Annotated in this window: 12 protein-coding genes; 2 read left to right on the top strand and 10 right to left on the bottom strand. The window is 58.5% G+C overall.

The genetic code is table 11. The features are described 5' to 3' along the window. Positions 1-6: 6 nt before the first annotated feature. A complete protein-coding gene (locus IPP95_05905) occupies positions 7-2,208 on the bottom strand; it encodes a S9 family peptidase (GenBank protein ID QQS73752.1) in 2,202 nt (733 codons plus the stop codon). Between the two features lie 124 nt (positions 2,209-2,332). Here IPP95_05905 and IPP95_05900 point away from each other — a divergent pair, with 124 nt between their 5' ends. Beyond that, positions 2,333-3,808: a DUF2079 domain-containing protein gene (locus IPP95_05900; GenBank protein QQS73751.1), complete on the top strand. Its 1,476-nt coding sequence runs from the start codon at positions 2,333-2,335 to the stop codon at positions 3,806-3,808. Positions 3,809-3,883: 75 nt separating this feature from the next. On the opposite strand, the gene IPP95_05895 is transcribed toward IPP95_05900, so the two are convergent. Next, the gene (locus tag IPP95_05895) at positions 3,884-5,788 is read right to left on the bottom strand and encodes a hypothetical protein (protein ID QQS73750.1); all 1,905 of its coding nucleotides are present in this window, start codon (positions 5,786-5,788) and stop codon (positions 3,884-3,886) included. Between the two features lie 221 nt (positions 5,789-6,009). On the opposite strand from IPP95_05895, the gene IPP95_05890 reads away from it, so the two are divergent. Next, positions 6,010-7,425, top strand: a complete 1,416-nt coding sequence (locus tag IPP95_05890) for an FAD-binding protein (GenBank protein QQS73749.1) — start codon at positions 6,010-6,012, stop codon at positions 7,423-7,425. Positions 7,426-7,474: 49 nt separating this feature from the next. Here IPP95_05890 and IPP95_05885 read toward each other — a convergent pair whose 3' ends face one another. The 8 genes from IPP95_05885 to IPP95_05850 form a co-directional block, all read right to left on the bottom strand. Beyond that, entirely contained in the window at positions 7,475-8,107 is a 633-nt protein-coding gene (locus IPP95_05885) for a hypothetical protein (GenBank protein ID QQS73748.1), read from the bottom strand. After that, the gene (locus IPP95_05880) at positions 8,104-9,036 is read right to left on the bottom strand and encodes a CPBP family intramembrane metalloprotease (GenBank protein ID QQS73747.1); all 933 of its coding nucleotides are present in this window, start codon (positions 9,034-9,036) and stop codon (positions 8,104-8,106) included. The genes IPP95_05885 and IPP95_05880 overlap by 4 nt, the downstream gene beginning before the upstream one ends. Positions 9,037-9,109: 73 nt before the next feature. Beyond that, positions 9,110-11,851, bottom strand: coding sequence for a CotH kinase family protein (locus IPP95_05875; GenBank protein QQS73746.1), 2,742 nt, complete (start codon positions 11,849-11,851; stop codon positions 9,110-9,112). Positions 11,852-12,050: 199 nt separating this feature from the next. Further along, on the bottom strand, positions 12,051-14,006 hold the full coding sequence (locus IPP95_05870; protein QQS73745.1) for a S9 family peptidase: 1,956 nt from the start codon (positions 14,004-14,006) through the stop codon (positions 12,051-12,053). Positions 14,007-14,096: 90 nt separating this feature from the next. Continuing rightward, complete coding sequence (locus IPP95_05865) at positions 14,097-15,482, bottom strand: glycosyltransferase family 39 protein (protein QQS73744.1); 1,386 nt, start codon at positions 15,480-15,482, stop codon at positions 14,097-14,099. A 29-nt stretch (positions 15,483-15,511) separates the two neighbouring features. Continuing rightward, positions 15,512-15,946, bottom strand: a complete 435-nt coding sequence (locus tag IPP95_05860) for a GNAT family N-acetyltransferase (protein QQS73743.1) — start codon at positions 15,944-15,946, stop codon at positions 15,512-15,514. A gap of 33 nt (positions 15,947-15,979) precedes the next feature. Then, positions 15,980-16,672, bottom strand: a complete 693-nt coding sequence (locus IPP95_05855; GenBank protein ID QQS73742.1) for a hypothetical protein — start codon at positions 16,670-16,672, stop codon at positions 15,980-15,982. Positions 16,673-16,682: 10 nt separating this feature from the next. Continuing rightward, positions 16,683-17,837: a M20/M25/M40 family metallo-hydrolase gene (locus IPP95_05850; protein ID QQS73741.1), complete on the bottom strand. Its 1,155-nt coding sequence runs from the start codon at positions 17,835-17,837 to the stop codon at positions 16,683-16,685. Positions 17,838-17,932: the final 95 nt, after the last annotated feature.

Below are 17,932 nucleotides of genomic sequence, written 5' to 3'. Positions count from 1 at the left end.
GATCACCTACAGTTTCTCCAGTAAAAAGTCCGTCATTTTTGTATAAAGCTGCATCCGCGTGGTGCCTCCATAAATGCCGTGGTTCTTGTCCGGATACATCATCATGTCGAACTGCTTATTGGCCTTCACCAGTGCGGTGGTCATTTCGGCACTGTTCTGGAAATGGACGTTGTCGTCCGCTAGGCCGTGGATCAATAGGAAGTTCCCTTTCAGCTCGTCCACATGGTTGATGGGGCTGTTGTCGTCGTAACCGCTGGCGTTGTCCTTCGGCAGGCCCATGTAGCGCTCCGTGTATATGCTGTCGTAGTAGCGCCAGTTGGTCACCGGGGCCACGGCGATCGCGGCCTTGAAGGTGCCTGCGCCTTTGGTGATGCAAAGCGAGCTCATATAGCCGCCGTAGCTCCAGCCTTGGATGCCGATGCGCGAGGCGTCCACGTAAGGCAATGCGCCGAGCCAATTCGCAACACCGATCTGGTCCTCCGTTTCAAACTTGCCTAACTGCCCATACGTCATGTGCCGGAAGTCCCGACCGCGATGGCCCGTGCCGCGCGGGTCCGCGCAGACCACGATGTAGCCCTTCTGCGCCAGCAGCTCGTGCCAGAGCAGGTTCCGCCCGCCCCATTGGTCCAGCACCTGGTTGTCGTTCGGGCCGCTGTACTGGGTCATGAACACCGGGTACTTCTTCGTGGCATCGAAGCCCGGCGGCTTGATCATCCAGGCGTTCAGCACCACGCCATCACCAATGGCGATGGTGATGAATTCCTTCGGCTGCAGCCCGTATTCCTTCAGGTTTTCCTTCAGCTTGGAATTGTCCTTCAAGGTCTTCACGAGCTTGCCATTGCCCGTGTACAGCGCGATCGTACCCGGGTCATTGGCCGTGCTCCGGGTGTTGATGAAGTACTTGAAACCGGAACTGAAGTCCGCGTCGTTCACGCCGCCTGCAGGGGAAAGCTGCTTCAGGCTTTTACCGGTGAGCCCCACCGACCAGACCTCCTGCTGCGTGGGATCGATCTTACTAGCGGTGAACAGCACACGCTTGCCTTTTTCGTCGGCACCTATGACTGAGAGCACATCGTAATTGCCCGGTGTGAGGACACGCTGGGTCTTGCCGTCGGCGCTGTTCCACACGATGTGGTTCCAGCCGTCCTGCTCATTGGTGAGGATGAAGCTGCCGTCCTTCAGGAAGTGCAGATCATCGGTTACCTCGATATAGGTGGGGCTGGTCTCTTTGTAGATCGGCTTCGGCTGTCCGGCCGACTTCACGTCGGAGACATCGCTGGTGAAAATGAGTTTCTCGTTCTGCAAGCGGTTCATGCGCATGAACCATACGGTACTGGTACCTGTGAAGCCAAAACGGGGCAGATAGATGTCCGTGTCCGTAGTGCCGAATGGAACGGTGCAAGTGCTATGTGAATTGAGGTCATACACGTGCAGGCTCACCGTGCTGTTGGTCTCGCCGGCCTTGGGATACTTGAAGCTGTATTCACTCGGGTAGAGTTGCTCCTTGTACAGGGCGAGGTCATATTCCTTCACGGCGCTCTCATCGCTTCGCAGATAAAGGATCTTCGTTCCGTCCGGGCTCCATTCGTAGCCCTGCGTGAATTCGAATTCCTCCTCGTACACCCAGTCCGGCGCGCCGTTGAGCACCTTGTTCCATTCGCCGTCCATGGTGATAGGCGTCTCCTGCATGGTGGCGAGATCGACCGTGAACAAGTTGTTGTCCCGCATAAATGCCGCGTGCGAGCCGTCCGGGCTGAAAGTGGCTAAGCGCTGTTTGCTCTTCCCCGGATCGGTCAAGGGTTTCACCGTTTTTGTGGCACGGTCGTACACGTAGTTGTATGCATAATAGCTATAGCGGTACAACAGTTCCATGTCCGTGCGCACCATCATCTTCCGCTCGTCGCCGCTGAAGGCATAGTCCTCCATATCCAATGGCTTGGAGGATCCCGGAAGTATGAGGTCCTGGCCTCGTAGGATGGTTTGTGTCTTTTCTCCGGTACGGTAGTCGTAGGCGTTCACCTCGGCCCCAGCTTCTCCGGCCTCCAAGGTGCTGTAATGGGTGCCATCCTGCATGCTGATGAGGCTGCTCAGCCCGTCACCACTGAACGTGTTGCTGTACCAGATGGCCTGGTTGGTGAGATCTTTTTGGGCGAGGGTGACCGGTGCGGAAAGCAGGACGAATAAGGCTGCGGCAATGAGCTTGTTCATGCGGAGGGATTGAACGGCCAATGTACGGGGCGGGATGAAAGTGAACGGGCGTTCCATTTCCTTGGGTTCATCGTTCAGTTGTGAGATCGCGTGCAAGCGGTTTCCCGCAGCCTAATTTGCACCCATGCATAAGGACGGCAGAATCGGAATCACCATTGCGCCCATTCGCCGGGTGCCGCTTATGGTCTTGGTGCTTTTTGCCATTGTCTACGCGCTCATTTTCGTGCCGAACCAGCTTTTCTTCCGGACGTATGCCTTGGACCTCGGCTTGTACACGCATGCGGCCTTCGCATATGCGCACGGCCGCATGGCGGATTGCATGCTCTTTCTCGGCACTTCGCAACCGTTGCTCGCTGACCACTTCGACCTGCACCTCATGCTGTGGTCGCCGCTTACCTGGTTGTTCGGGCAGTGGAGCTTGTTGATCGTGCAATGGATCGCAGTTCTTGTAGGTGGCTGGGGCATTTGGCGGTGGCTCCGGGAGTTGGGCGCGACACCGGTGATCGCCAACTTGGGATTGATCCATTTCCTTGCGTTCTTCGGCATCTACGGCGCGTTCACGTTCGACTTTCATAGCAACGTGGTCGCGGCAATGGCGATCCCGTGGTATGGTCTCGCACTTCACAAGCGCCGGAGCACTGAAGCTTGGTTACTGCTGCTTTTCATGCTTTCGGCCAAGGAGAACATGGGCATCTGGCTGTGTTTCGTGGTGCTGGGTTTCCTGCTCCATGAGCGGAAGAACCCCGCCTTGCGGAAGCTTTTGGCTTGGCAGGCCGTGCTCGCCCTGATGTGGAGCGCGGTGGTGATCGGCGTTGTGATGCCGGCACTTTCCGATGGGGCGCACTACGCCGGTTGGAAGTACCCTGCGCTAGGTGATGGACCTATCGATGCGCTGGGTTACATGGCCATACATCCCATACAGGTGTTCCAAGCCCTGCTGGACGGAGGTAGCGTGCCCGGGGGGCGGGCGATAAAGATCGAAATGCTCGTGCTGCTTTTCCTCGCAGGTGGATGGGCCATGCTAATGCGGCCGTGGATCCTGTTGATGGCCGTGCCTTTGCTGCTTCAAAAGCTCCTGCATGCCGGGCCTGCACAATGGGGCGTGCTGGGCCATTATTCCGTGGAATTCGCCCCGCTTTGCACCCTGGCCGTATTCTCTTGGGCGCTGTCGCTCCGGAATTCCCGAAGGGGAAAGGTCATCGCGGTGATCGCCACGGTGCTTTCCTTGGGGGTCACTGTTCGGATCCTGGATGCGAGCGTCTACAAAGAGAACCGGGCCAAGCAGCGGATCTACCATGCGGAGCATTATGTGCGGGGCTATGATGCTGCGGCCGTGCGTCAATTGCTTCAGCGCATTCCCGCCAACGCCTCCGTTTCCGCATCCGCAGCATTCGTGCCGCACCTTGTTGTACACCGGAACCTGTATCAATTCCCGATACTTGGCGATGCCGACGTGATCGCATTGGCCACCAAGGAAGAGCCATACCCCCTGTCCGTGGACGAATTCACTGTCGCACTGGACACCTTGCGCCGATCACGGTTCTGGACCGAAATGGACCGGTGCGACGGGGCGGTGGTGTTCACGCGTTCGCAGCGGTGAATCGCCGTCCGTAAATGGGTTCGCCGTGCCCGCTTTTCCTCGGCAACAAGCTGCCCGGTACACTCGATATCGAACCTATGGTTTCATAGGGATCTCCCGCGAAGTTCTGCCGGAAGCCCCCTGAACGCCGACCAAAGGGCGGCTTTTAGCTTTACGGGTTCCCAGAGCTACGGACTCAATGGGACCCGGGGCAGGCGGAAAGCGTTCCGCGGAATAGCGCGATATCGATCCATCCGGCAAAACCTCGTCCGCCCGGTTCGCCACCACGGTATAGCTGAAGGAAACATTGGAATGCCCGTTGGACAGTTCGACCACCTCGAAGCCCGTACCCGTTTTGTTGCTGACGTATACACCTTTGCAATCTCCTTCCGGTTGAATGAATACGCGAAGTGGATGTCGATCGTCCACTACAATGTTCTTCGCAAGGACGGGATCCAGCTCGATATGTGCTTTTCCATTTACCAAACGGCCCGACCCGTAATCCTGGAACAAGTTCTCCGGTGCTTCGGGACAGGAAAGCGCAACGCGATCACCATTTAAGTCATGCACAATGGTGTTGACCGTTCCAGGCCCGATGATCTTTCGCAGCACGGCAGTGTTGTCCCGGACACCGACATATGCCCATGTCTGTGCCGTACCTCCGTTCTGAACCTCAAAATAACCGCCGCAGGAGGCATTGTTGCCATTTGCGGCACTATTACTGTTCGGATTGGTGTTCACCGTTGTCGTTGCAAAACCCACTACGCCGTATTGCTTTCCGGTGCCTGCTACCCCACATCCCTTGGCAGGGGTGAGGATTCCGCCGTTATTGCCGGCACCGACCAAGCCTGTTCCCGAGGCGACGGTCAGGCCATAGCCGAAGGCCCCTATCGTGGAGCCATTGAAAGCCGCGCCGGACCCACCCGTGAGGTAGGTCCCGGCAACATTGTTGCCCGTGGCGATCAGCCCCGTTCCGGTGCTGTTGCCATTCCTGGCGTCCAAGCCGAAACCGGTGGCGTTGTTGGCGGCGGCGTAAACACCTTCAGGTTGGCCGCCGGCCGCAATGCTGTTGGCGATCCCGACCACACCGGTCCCGTCGTTCGAAGCGGTTTGGCCCCATACACCGTTGGCATCACCCGTTGTCATGGTGCCAGCGGTTATGCCCCAAACCCCGATCGCTTGGCCAGTGCTAGCCAAGGTGCCGTTGACCTGCCCTTGGACGCCGATCGCATTTGTCCCGTTCGGTACTGCATATGCCCCGGAGTTTGACATTCCCATAACGCCACGGCCGTTGCTGGAAGCCGCTTCTCCCCACATCGCGAAGGAACCACCAGTGGTACTTCCGTTGAGGCCTACTACACCTATGCCGGCGGTATTAGAGGCTTCACCATAAACCCCATATCCGTCAAAAGTGTATCCGTTAATGGCGAAAGAACCGACACCATTATTAAGACCCCCAGTGTTGTTCGCATACACACTGAACACATCACCCACAGCGGCGGTCGCTTTGTTCACCACTATCTGGCCACCTGAAAGCACCCGCATCCGCTCATTCCCTGCCGCGCTCCCTCCGGTCTTCACCACAAAGTCCTTGGCATCGATCGTCCCGATGAAATTGGTGCCGGCCGTGGTGCCATTGTTGCCCGTGGTGCTCCACGCGTCGTTCCCGCTGAACATCCGCAGCCACTCGGTGGCACCGTTCCAGTAATAGTAGCCCGGGGCCACGTTGTTCGGTACCGCCCCTGTGGTGGCCGTATTGTAGATCACCAGCGATGCGGCCGGTGCCACCACCGGCAGGGCCACGGTGCGGGAGGTCAACGCGATGCGCGGGATCAGCAGGCCGCGCATCGCATTTGCCGGCAAGCCTGTGGCATCAATGTCCAACAGGGCGGATCCGTCAGGGTTGGCCCCGCTCACATTGATGCCGATGTTCTGTGCATCGACGAAGGTCGCGTGGGCGATTAGGACGCACAATGGGAACCAGTGAAGTTGACGACGCATGGGAACAAGGTTGAAAGGTGGATGAAAACCCATGTGAAAGGTAAAGGATCTTTCCACGTGCCCCTCTTTCCAAGACCTCAGAATAAAAAATATTTATCAGCACATCGGATGCTGCCTATTCGGATGCACAGGAAAAGCGGTCCTCTTCCAATGATCACCGCCTGGGCCGGGGAAGGGATGCACGACTTTTTCCGTTCGCACCGAACTTTGCGCGCATGGGAATGCCATCACAACGATCCAGACCGGAGCTGCCGTCCCCGTTCATCAACGCACTGCGCGAGGCCTTTCCGCCGGATGCGGTACTTGTTGCCGAAGAGGAATTGCTTCATTACGGGCATGACGAGACCGAGGACCTGAGCTTCCCACCTCAGGTGGTCGTGCGGCCGCGCAACACCGGAGAGGTTGCCGAGGTGGTGCGCCTTTGTGCCCAATATGGCGTGCCCATCACACCCATCGGCGCGCGCACCGGCCTCAGCGGCGGAGCCTTGTGCGTACACGGAGGCGTCGGTCTGGCGCTGGACCGGATGAACGGGATAGTGGACATCGATGAGCGCAACCTGCAAGTGACGGTGGAACCCGGTGTGATCACACAAGTGCTCCAGGAAGCGGTGGCCGCCAAGGGCTTGTATTACGCACCCGATCCGAGCAGTCGTGGGAGCTGTAGCATCGGTGGAAATCTGGCTGAGAACGCGGGCGGGCCAAGGGCCGTGAAGTACGGGGTAACGCGCGATTTCGTGCTGAACCTGGAGGTGGTGCTGCCCAATGGCGAAGTGATCTGGACCGGTGCGAACACCTTGAAAAACAGCACCGGTTATGACCTCACGCGGCTGTTCGTGGGCAGTGAAGGCACCCTTGGGGTCATCACCAAAGCAGTGCTGCGCTTGGTGCCGATGCCGAAGGAGACCCGGCTCATGCTCGTGCCGTTCCGCGATGCGCATAAAGCCTGTGAGGCGGTGAGCGCCGTGTTCCGCGCGGGCATCACCCCCAGTGCGCTGGAGTTCATGGAGCGTGACGCGATCGACTGGACGTTACGTTTCGTGGAGGGGGTACACCTCACCATTGCCGATGACACCGCTGCCCACTTGTTGATCGAGGTGGACGGAAACCACGGCGACGTGCTGATGCGTGAATGCGAGACCATCCTAGGCGTGATGGAGCAGTTTGAGTGCCAGGAGGTGCTCTTTGCGGAAACGAACGCTGAAAAGGATGCACTCTGGATGTTGCGGCGCCGTGTGGGTGAGGCTGTGAAGAGCAACAGCGTGTACAAGGAGGAGGACACCGTGGTGCCGCGCTACGAACTGCCGGATCTATTGGCGAAGGTGAAACAAGTGGGAGGAAAGTACGGCTTTAAAAGCGTATGCTACGGCCACGCGGGCGATGGCAATCTGCACGTCAATATCATCAAAGGCGATATGTCCGATGCAGCTTGGAGGGATGAACTTCCCAAGGCCGTCCGCGAGATCTTTGAGTTCACCGTTTCCTTGGGCGGTACACTCAGTGGCGAGCACGGTATCGGGCTGGTGCAGCGGCCCTACATGGACATCGCGTTCAATGCCGTCCAACTCGACCTGATGCGTGGCATCAAACAACTTTTTGATCCCAAGGGTATCATGAACCCCGGGAAGGTTCTTCCGTAAACCAAATTGAGTCCAGCTATTTTCAGCGTGGGCAAGGATAGGCCCGCGATCAAGGCGGACCGAAGTCCTCGCTTCCGGTGGCATGGCCCTGAGGGTCCCAATTTCGCCAAAGACCGATCTTCTTCCCATTGCTGTATGCCCCTTGTGTTTTCACCCGGCGATTTCCATAGAGCCAGGTCCAGGTGCCCGAGCGCTTTCCGTCCATGAACCGGCCCATGGTGATCCCGGTTTCCGTACTATCGCTCTTGTACCATTCCATGTATGTGCCCGTGGGGATGCTATGCTCGTACCATGTGATCTGGCGGGGCGTTCCATCGGAGAAGAAGCGATAGAGCGGGCCATTGGGTTCCCCCCGTGTAAACCGTTCCAAACGAAGCAATTGGCCGTTCGGGGCCCAATAGGCCTGAAGTCCATCTTTTCTTCCCCGGTCGTAATTGACGATCGCCAGCGTGTCCCCGTGGGGATCGAACGAGGTCCACGTGCCGTGCCTGCTGTCACCTGCATAAATCCCGGTGGTCTGTACAATGCCGTCGGCCGCAAAAAAGCGCACGGCCCCGTCCTTCTTGCCGTTCACGCGGGTCACCAAGGCGCGGACATGCCCGCCATGGTCTTTGACCACTTGCTGCGAGGTGGTGCCTCCGCATGCCATGAAGAGCGGTATGGTCCAGAGCAACACCTTCATCCTGGGTTGAATTCCCTGCGCAAGGAAGGGTCGAAGATGAACAGCAAGCCACCGATGATGGCCAGACCAAGAACGGCTGAAACACCTACCGCGCCTCCCAACAGGCTCGATCCGTCCCGGGTGAAAAGCATGCCCGCGCCGGCAACGCCGTTCACCGTTCCATGCAGCACCCCGGCCGACCAGACACAGCCGCTCCGAAAACGGACCCAGGCCAGGGGCAACGCCAACGCAGTGGTCAGTACACACATGAAGAAGACACCGGCAACTGGATGGTCGGGATAGTTGTGACCTTCGAGTATGAGCGGTGCATGCCACAGGCCCCAAAAGACGCCTGTGAAGCCGACATGCGTCCAGAGACCCCAACGTCGCGTGTGGTGGAAGAGCAGGCCCCGCCATCCGAGTTCCTCGCCCATGGCGAAGAGGAAATTCACCGTACACCCTGCGATCGCACCGGCGATCAGTGCGATCATCAGGATCGCTACGCCGTTAAGGGGCATGGATCCGAGGCGTTCCATTGTGCTACCCATTTCAGTGGGGCCGACCCCGGCCGCCACCAATTTTTCGCGGACGGTGTTCAGCACCATGTCCTTGGTCAGCGAGCTATGCCCGAACCCGTTGATCTGAAAGACATCGCCCAGAAGCCAGTTGAAGGCTAAGGTCAATGGTGGCAAGGCCATGGCGATCAGCACGGCGAAGCCTATCCATTTCCAGCGGATGCCGGTGCGCTTCACGCCCAGATCTTTCCAACTTACCCCATGGTCCCGCCGGAAGGCCAATGCTGCCAAAGCCGGGCCGAACATGAACAAGGAAGAGGTCAGGGTCCAGCCAATGGTACTTGAAACACCGATCCCCCACTTGGCTACCGCAAAGATGCCCCAGCTTATGCTGAAGGCAAGCAATAAAAAGTTGAGCACCGGCCGCTTGGACATGGGAATGGAGCGGAAGGTACTATGGATGTCACCATCCATGAAGGTCACGGGATCCCGGACCGAGACGCGGGATTCAAGGCACCACTGTCACATGCCCGCTCACCTTATGCTCATCCTTGGTGATGGCGTCCAACATCTTCGCGCGGTATGCATAGACCCCGAGAGGGACCGGCTTCCCACCGGCCGTACCGTCCCATTCCTTGTAGGGATCGTCCGTGATGAAAAGCTCACGGCCCCAACGATCGAATATCTGCAGTTCATAGCTGTCCAGGTCCACCACATTGTTCCACGGGCGCCATGTGTCGTTGATGCCGTCACCATTGGGCGTGAACGCGTTCGCCCCGTAGTACACATAATCCTGTGCCTCCATATGGGCGATGATGGTATCCGGATAAAAGATCGTCACCGGGATCGTCTTCATCGTGGTGTCGTTCTGGTTCGGCGTGTTGTATTTGAATTCCCAGTAGAGGAAGGTATAATACATCGCCGGGATCACCGTGAGGGTATCTATCGATTCGGGGATCCGTTGCACAGTGGCGGGCAGAGAGGAGTAGAGGTCGTCATTGTACAGGATGGAGGCCGTGTTGGGCGGGTCCGACATCAACACCACCGGATATTTGATCGGCGGGGCAAAGTGGGCGATCACCGTATCGGTGCCCGAGAAATTGATGGTCACCAGCGAATCGGTCAAGGACGGAGCGGGATTCACGTGGATGGTCTCCCAATGGTCGAATACCCAGTCGGGTTCCGACGTTGCCTCTAGGGTGGTGGCGATCCCGCCATAGTACAGTCCGCTGTACGGATAGGTGCTTGGCGAGACCGAGTTGATCCTGATGTTGCCACTGAGGGGCGGCTCCACCAGAAATACAACGCTGTCCGGACCTTCCAGTTCGTAGCAATCCACCAGACCTTGCTGGATGTCGGTACAGCGTGCGGTTATGAAGGCCCGCATGTTCTGCACATTGCCCTCCCATTCCGCTACGGTGCCTCCCCAGCGCGCGACCTGCCCCGGCATTTCCGGGGTGATCAAGGCGATCAGGCTGTCCAAGTAGGGCAGCATGAATTGGCAACTGAAAGTGGTGTTGCCCAGATCGATATAGCGGTTCACGTAATAGTCGTGCACCATCGGGTTCTCGTCCATCAACTTCAGTAAGATGGGCACATGCCCCTGTCCGCCGGGGTCCGGGAGTGCCTCCGCATTGCACGGGTCCGCTGCGGGCGACTGGTCGGGAACGTTGGTGTAGTTGATGTAATGGCCGAAAGTGGCATCGTTGTCCCATAGGGTATAGCCCCACTTCTTATGCTCACCGTCCGGATTGAAACCGCGCCACCATGCGGTGTTCCAGTTCAGCCAGTCGGTGCATACGGTGTAGCTGTTCAGCACCACATAGTCTACCAAGCTTTTCCAGTTGAACTGACTGTTGACATAGTCAAAGGCCGTTGGGTCGCCCATGTCGTTGGACATGATGTACGTCCGCAATGCGTTCCAGTCCGATTGCGCCTGCCCCCCCCCGTACTCGCTCCAGGTGCCACCCCAGGTCTTTAAGTATTGCAGGTCGTATTCGTCCTGATCGTAGTATTTCTTGGTATAGTCATGGTCGTCACACTTCTCCCGGATCTCATATAAGCCCCAGTATTGGCCGTTCACATAAAGCACACAGGGTTCGTAGGTGCGTACGTCCAATTTCAGGCCGCCTGCTTGGGCCAGGCTATGCACATAGGCATCACGGATATAGGCACCGCCGGTCTCAAAGGGGTAGTTGTCGTTCGCGGAGGCTTTGATGATGAGCCGCTGGTACTTGCCCCTGTTGGAAGCATTGAAGATCGGATAGTGGATCGCGTCGTTGTAACCGGTCTGGTCCCTGGTGATGTAGTCGAACCCTCGCTGACCGTATGCCCAGGAATCGTTACCGTGCTCATTGAACTCGCCCGTGGCTTCATCGCGGAGCTGCCCGTCCGGCCCGAAATATTCGAAGGATCCATAGGGTTGAAGACCTCCGTTCCCGTTCAACAGTTCGTCCACTTGGTCTCCTGCCACGCTGAGCACGGCGGTGGTGTGCGCGCTATTGATGAAATAGGTGTTGGTTTCCATGAAGCTAGGGGGGACCCCGGGCGTGGAGCTGAAGCTGGCTGCACGGACGACCGTGGTGGCCGCTATCGGAACGGGGGCGGCATAGGCCGGGGAGGCGGCTGTGGGTTCACTGCCGTCCAAGGTGTAGCGGATCGTGCTGTTGGGGTCCGTAGTGGAGATTGATACGTTCGTGGCACCTCCATAAAATCCCGCTGCTGGGGATAGTTGCGGTCGGGGCGCATATTCAGGTGAATCCCCGGCATTGGGGGCATTCGGCGTCGGGGTGAGGAAGAGCGACCACGTGGCGGCACCATCCGTTGTGCGTCCTCTGCTGTTGTCGCTTTTGGTCGGCGGGTCCAAGGCCACATCGTCGATGATGGTGGCGGAAGGATCGGAAAGAACCACGTGGTCGTCGTCCGTCTGGTTCAGTTTGAAGCTCGTATGGTATTCCGCGCCGACCACCGTGTTCCGCTTGGTGCAGAATATCATCAGCCTGCCGTTCGCAGGGATGGATGACCCGGCGGGGAAGGCCCATTTGGTGGGGTCGTTCACTTTGTTGCTGACGTACCAGCCGCTCAGGTCCACTGCCGCCGCGGTGGTGTTGTACAGTTCCACCCAGTCCTCGCGGCCCCCGAAGCTGTCGGTCGTGCCGTTCAAGTTAGAGGCGCTCACCTCGTTGATCACCACTTGGGCGGATACGGGCAACACGGCCAATGTGGCGAGAAAGACTGGGAATTTGAGCATGGGCGGCAATGGGGTGCGGAAATGTACGCGATCCGCCCTTACTTGGACGGGTGTGCTTGGATGACGCACCTGAAGTCGTTTTTGGTGCCTGAGGAATTGGGTGGAGGCTCAGAGGGCGGGACAGGCGGACCGACTGACCCGAAGTGAAGCAGGCACCCGGACATTCCGGGCACCTGCTTCTGCTTCAGGGGAACGGGGGCTACTTTTTCAGTTCCGCTTCCTTCGGCTTGTAGCCGTTGCCGATATGCGCGTCCAGAAATTTGTCCATGGCGTTGTAGAAGTCCAAGCGGTTCTCCTCGTTGTGGAAGCCGTGGCCTTCATTGTCCTTCACCATGTATTCCACTTCCACGCCGCGTGCTTTCAATGCGGCCACCATCTGGTCGCTTTCGTCCTTGTTCACACGCGGGTCGTGCGCGCCTTGGGCGATAAAGAGCGGGCAAACGATCCGGTCCGCATGGAATACCGGCGAGGCATCCCGCATCATCAGGCTGTCCGCCTTGGGGTCGCCCACCATTTCGTACATCATCTTCTTGAACGGCTCCCAATACGGCGGCACGGTCTGCATGAAGGTGAACAGGTTGCTCACGCCCACATAGTCTACTGCGCAGGCATACAGCTCCGGGGTGAAGGTGATGCCCGCCAACGTGGCGTAGCCGCCGTAACTGCCGCCATAGATCGCCACGCGCTCGGGGTCGGCGATGCCCTGCTTCACTAACCATTCCACGCCGTCCGAAATGTCGTTCTGCATGGTCTTGCCCCATTCCTTGAAGCTGGCTTCCCAGAATTTGCGCCCATAGCCCGTGCTGCCGCGGAAATTCATCTGCAATACCGCATAGCCGCGGTTGGCCAACATCTGTGCCTCGGAGTTGTACCCCCAATCGTCACGTGCCCATGGGCCGCCGTGCGGGTTGATCACCACGGGCAGGTCCTTTGCCTCACGGCCTTTGGGCAGGGTGAGGTAGCCGTGTATGGTCAGCCCATCGCGGCTTTGGTAACTGATCGGCTTCATTTCCGCCAGGTCATCTTCCTTCAACCACGGATATATGGTGGCCATCTCCTTGGCTTGGCCCGTTGCCGCGTCATAGTAGAAGTATTTACCGGGCATGCGGTCGTTTCCTTGCCATACCATGAACTTGTCCTCGTTGTCGTTCTCGCCATAGATCCAGTATTCGTAGCCCTTCATCTGAGTGCCCAGCTTGTCATACATCGCTTGGGTCTCCGGGTCCAGGATCTTGCGCTCGCTCTTTTCCCCGGTCCAGGTGACCATGGTGAGCACGTTCCGCTTGCGGCTATAGTCCAGACCGTCAACGTCAAAATCCGGGTTGGCATAGATCTCCTGCACTTCTTTTTTACCGTCGATGTCCCATTCCACGATGGCACTTTTGTCGCGCCCGTTCAGGTTGCTGCTGGCGTAGATGTTCTTATTGTCGAAGGTGAAGAACAGGGGGTTGAAGCTGTCCTTGAAGCCAGTGCGCATGATCTCCTTGAACGGATCTTTCTCCGTGGCGCGGTAAAACATCACTTGGTCCGTGCCATCCGTTTTCGTTGCAATGCGGATGGTGCCGGTGTGGTCCGTTACCCAGTTCTCAAAATTCTCCTTGTTGTCGTAAAGCGCCTTGGTCGCGCCGGTCTCGATGTTCACCAGATAGGGGTCGAACACCTGCGGATTGCGCTTGTTCATCTGCAGGATCACGCTCTTTTCCATCCCCGGTATGTTGTGCAGGTCGTCCATCACGCCGGCCCGCACGCCTTTTTCAGGCGAAATGGCCTTCACGTCCTTGCCGTCCATGCTGGCGCTGAAGACGATCATGTTCTCGTCGCCATTGATGTCGCGGGCATAGAGCAGCCGGTCACCTTTCCAGAAGTAGCCGCCCACGTCACGGATGGTGTCGTGCGTCACTTGCACGGCGTCGCCTCCCGCTACGGGTTGGACAAAGATGTTCATGCGTCCGTGCCACGGTGCGCGATAGCTGAAGTAGTTGCCGTCAGGGCTGATGCGGAAACCGGCCTTTTCCGGGTTCCTGAAGAAGTCCTTCACCGTGATGGTGGGCGGTGGCTGAAGGACCGATTTTTCGGACTGCTTTTCGGGAGTGGAGCAGGCACAGGCCAATGCGATCGCTGCGACAGCGGGAAGGGCAAGGATGGTGGTTTTCATAGTACGAAAGTAGAACCGAACAGCTCCGTTGCTCAGGTTTTCCACCAATGGTCGATACTGTGAGTTGAACGGCGGCATTGCAGGTCCGGTTCAGCGATGGCGGAAGCGCCGCACGATCACCTTTCTGTCGGCTTCCGCGGAATCCACCTGAAGGAACCGCGACCGTAGCCTGTTCAGTATGTTGTGTCCGGGGTCGGTGAGCGCCGCCCAGGCGTCAATGTGGATCACGGTGGTGGTGGCGGTGTCCAATAGCGGCATCTTCGATCCGGTGATCGGGAAGATCTCATGTGCCCGCATAGCCATCTCCACCGGGGCGGCACCTTGGAAGAGCGCAGGATCGGACGCCCATGCGTAGGTCAGGTCGTACCAGGCAGGCTGGAGAATGACCGCCGTGGGGCCGACCTTCCATTCCTCCACTTGGGCCACCACCTGTGAGGGATGAAGCCTATTGCTTTTCCATGGGAAAAAGGTGATCGCCATGCCCAATACGCATCCAAGCGGCACCATCCAGCCCAGTTTCTTGTTGGGGATCAGCACCGCCGCCGCTAATGCCACCAACAGATAAAAGCCGATGGAGGCGAAGAACAGATATCGGTCCAGATATATGGGGAAGAGGAAGGAGACAATGAACATTCCGATGAGCGGTAGACCGCACCAGAGCAGCGGGATGGCCATGTGCCGCATCCTGCCACGGGCAAGGGCCAAGCTGATCAAGGCCAGGAAGATCACCGCAACCACCGGTGCGTTGCTCCAGCGCATCACCATGTTGTAGGGTTCTTCCCACCCCGGCACATCCACCCAGGTGCCATGGCCCAAACTGCTGCCGGCGCGGGAAAATAAAATGCCCAACATCGGGATGCTGCACACGGCGGTGAGCACTGTGGTAACGAGCATTTTCACACGCATCGTACGAAGCATGGGCACGGCGAAGACCAAGACCAGCTCCAAGCCGACCATGAGCCAACCGAAGTAGTGCGCCCATGTGGCCACCACGTTCGCCAGCACCAACCAAATGATCGATGCGGATCGCTGTGACGGATGGCGGTGCGCATCGTTCGCCAAGCGCAACAATTGCCAAATGGCCCAAGTACATGCCAACACGAACAACGAATAGGCCCGCACCTCATGCGCAAAGCCATAACTGTGTTGGCTGAAGCTGTATAACAAGGCCGCCGTTAATCCCGCCGTCCTTCCCCCGAGCCGTTTTCCCAAGAGGAACAAGGGCCACACCGTCAATGCACTGAAGACCGCGGAGGGGATTCGCAACCAACCGGGATCAAGAGGGACCATCTGGCTCCAGCCGTGCATCAGCAGGAAGTAAAGGGGTGGGTTGTTCTCCGTGAGCAACATGCCGAACAGCTCCGACAATGGACGCTGCGCCCAGTACACGGTGAAGGGTTCGTCGCCGGCCAGCTCGTTCACGCCCGTCCAACAGAGCTTGAGCGCCAGGTTCAAGACCAACAGCGCTGCGATCATCCAGCGATGCGTATGGCTGCTCCGTGGATTCAAAGTCGTAAGAGCATAAGTTGATGGACGCCGATACCCTCGATGTCAAACTGCGCTCCTTCGGGCAAGAAGCCCTCCTTGCCATAGAAGGCCTTGGCACTTTCGCGGGCGTTGCACCACACGAGGTCAGCTTTCAGCGTGCGCAGATGGTCGATGCCGAAATGGAGCAATTCCGTACCCGCACCTTGGCCCTGAAATTCCGGATGTGTGGCCATGCCCCGGAGGCGGTACTGCTTCCACCCGCGGAGCAGTTCATTCCGCTCACGGATGAACGTCACCACTGAAATGAGGTGGCCTCCGATGCTCAGGCCGAGATGGAAGCTGTCTTCCGCCTGATCCTGCGACCATGCCATTTCCTCCAGTTGCTGGCCAGGCCGTAGCACGGTGTGCCGCAGGGCGTGGGTCTCAGCGGGCTTGATGAAACGGATCCGCATGGTGAAAGTGCAAGTTAACGCTTGTCGAGTGCCTCAGCGCAACTCTCGCTCCATGAGGGCCGCCGCATCGCTGGCCGTTCGCAGCAGCTTCATTTCATCCGCAGCACAGACCTGGCCGACCATACCGATGCGTTGGGCCCCTTCCTTGGTCACCGCATTGATCCAAGCGATGCCGTCACATCCTCGTTCCGGTGGCTCACTACCGGCTTCCAACCGCAGCACATCACGGCCGGGGACAACCACCTTGTGCAAGGTGAACGGCCATGGGATGTCCCCGATCGCAGAATGCCGCTCGCTCAAGACCAGCTTGCCGTCCGCTATCCGGGCCTCTTTGATGGGCAATAGGAACGCCGCCCAGATCGACCAGCCCAGCGTGATCACAAGTACGGCCCGTGTGGCGAACATGCCTGTGCGGCCCGTTCCCTTACCCAACGCACGGGTGGTCGCGGCCAGTACGAATGCGCACAGGAACGTGATGCCCACGGACAGCACAACGGCCAAGATCAGGCGCTCGGTAAGTCCCGTGGTGGTGCTCACCGCGACCAGCTCGCCCCGGAGCTGCGGATAGCCTTGTTGGAACGGGCGAAGTGCCAATTGGTCGGGTGAGAGTGCAGGACCCAACCTGTCGGTGATGAATGCCACGCCTTTGAGCAGGATCACCACCACCACCCCGGCGATGAGGTAGTGGAACGCGCCGCGCTCATTGTCGTCGAGGTTCAGCCGCATGTGCCGGGCATCACTTGATATAGCGCCAGTCCTCGTTGCCCTTTAAGGACCGCAAGGTGGCCAGGATCAACTTGATCACGTTCTCCACGTCCTGCTTATGCACGCTCTCCACAGTGGTATGCATGTAACGGAGGGGCAGGCTGATGAGCGCACTTGGCACGCCGGCCGCACCGTATGCAAAGGCGTCCGTGTCCGTGCCCGTGGCCCTGCTTACCGCCGCGCGCTGAAAGGGAATCTTGGCCACGGTGGCCGCTGCCAACACCTTCTTCAGCACGTTGTTGTGCACGGCCGGGCCATATGCCAGCACAGGGCCATTGCCGCAAGCCACGTCCCCGCTTTGCACTTTGCTCATCATGGGTGTTTGCGTGTCGTGTGTCACATCGGTCACCAAGGCCAGATTCGGCTTGATGCGTTCCACGATCATTTCCGCCCCGCGAAGCCCCACTTCCTCCTGTACACTGTTGGTGATGTACAGCCCGAAGGGCAGCTTCACTTTCTGTTCCTTGAGCAGGCGCGCCACCTCCGCGATCATGAAGCCGCCCATGCGGTTGTCCAGTGCCCGGCCAACGAAGGTGTTGCCGTTGAGCACCATGAACTCGTCCTCATAAGTGATCACGCAGCCCACATGCACGCCCAGCTTCTCCACTTCCTCCTTGTTCGCGCAGCCGCAGTCCAGAAAAATGTTGTCCAAGGCGGGGGGCGGGTCGTTCTTGGCGGTGCGCACATGGATCGCCGGCCAACCGAACACCGCCTTCACGATGCCCTTGTCCGTATGGATGTTCACACGCTTGCTCGGTGCGATCATGTGGTCGCTGCCACCGTTGCGGCGGACATAGATGAAGCCTTCGTTGGTGATGTAGTGGACGAACCAGCTGATCTCGTCCGCATGGGCCTCGATCACCACTTTGTATTTCGCGTCCGGATTGATCACGCCTACGGCCGTGCCATAATTGTCCGTGAAATGGGTATCCACCCAAGGTTTTAGATAGTCCAGCCAAAGCTGCTGGCCCCCGCTCTCGAACCCCGTGGGGCTTGCATTGTTCAGATAGCGCTCCATGAAGTCCAATGACCTCTTGTCCAAGATGCTCTTGTTCTTTCCCGATGCGGACTTTGCCGGTGTGGCGCCTTTCTTGGCCGGCTTCTTCGCGTTGGTCTTCTTTGCCATGGGTGGGTATTTGTGCCGGAACGGACCGGCGGGGCCAAATGTACCCGGTACCCCGACGCACGAACCTGCACGCGCCGATCACGTATGAACACCCG

The sequence above is a fragment of the Flavobacteriales bacterium genome (assembly GCA_016700415.1).
In the GTDB taxonomy this organism is placed as follows: domain Bacteria; phylum Bacteroidota; class Bacteroidia; order Flavobacteriales_F; family PHOS-HE28; genus PHOS-HE28.
This window is presented reverse-complemented; position numbering and strand designations above follow the sequence as displayed.

Bases quoted from the DNA above. Each gene is read 5' to 3' on its own strand.
- IPP95_05905 (QQS73752.1), bottom strand. From the start codon at position 2,208: ATGAACAAGCTCATTGCCGCAGCCTTATTCGTCCTGCTTTCCGCACCG.
- IPP95_05900 (QQS73751.1), top strand. From the start codon at position 2,333: ATGCATAAGGACGGCAGAATCGGAATCACCATTGCGCCCATTCGCCGG.
- IPP95_05895 (QQS73750.1), bottom strand. From the start codon at position 5,788: ATGCGTCGTCAACTTCACTGGTTCCCATTGTGCGTCCTAATCGCCCAC.
- IPP95_05890 (QQS73749.1), top strand. From the start codon at position 6,010: ATGCCATCACAACGATCCAGACCGGAGCTGCCGTCCCCGTTCATCAAC.
- IPP95_05885 (QQS73748.1), bottom strand. From the start codon at position 8,107: ATGAAGGTGTTGCTCTGGACCATACCGCTCTTCATGGCATGCGGAGGC.
- IPP95_05880 (QQS73747.1), bottom strand. From the start codon at position 9,036: ATGTCCAAGCGGCCGGTGCTCAACTTTTTATTGCTTGCCTTCAGCATA.
- IPP95_05875 (QQS73746.1), bottom strand. From the start codon at position 11,851: ATGCTCAAATTCCCAGTCTTTCTCGCCACATTGGCCGTGTTGCCCGTA.
- IPP95_05870 (QQS73745.1), bottom strand. From the start codon at position 14,006: ATGAAAACCACCATCCTTGCCCTTCCCGCTGTCGCAGCGATCGCATTG.
- IPP95_05865 (QQS73744.1), bottom strand. From the start codon at position 15,482: ATGATCGCAGCGCTGTTGGTCTTGAACCTGGCGCTCAAGCTCTGTTGG.
- IPP95_05860 (QQS73743.1), bottom strand. From the start codon at position 15,946: ATGCGGATCCGTTTCATCAAGCCCGCTGAGACCCACGCCCTGCGGCAC.
- IPP95_05855 (QQS73742.1), bottom strand. From the start codon at position 16,672: ATGCGGCTGAACCTCGACGACAATGAGCGCGGCGCGTTCCACTACCTC.
- IPP95_05850 (QQS73741.1), bottom strand. From the start codon at position 17,837: ATGGCAAAGAAGACCAACGCGAAGAAGCCGGCCAAGAAAGGCGCCACA.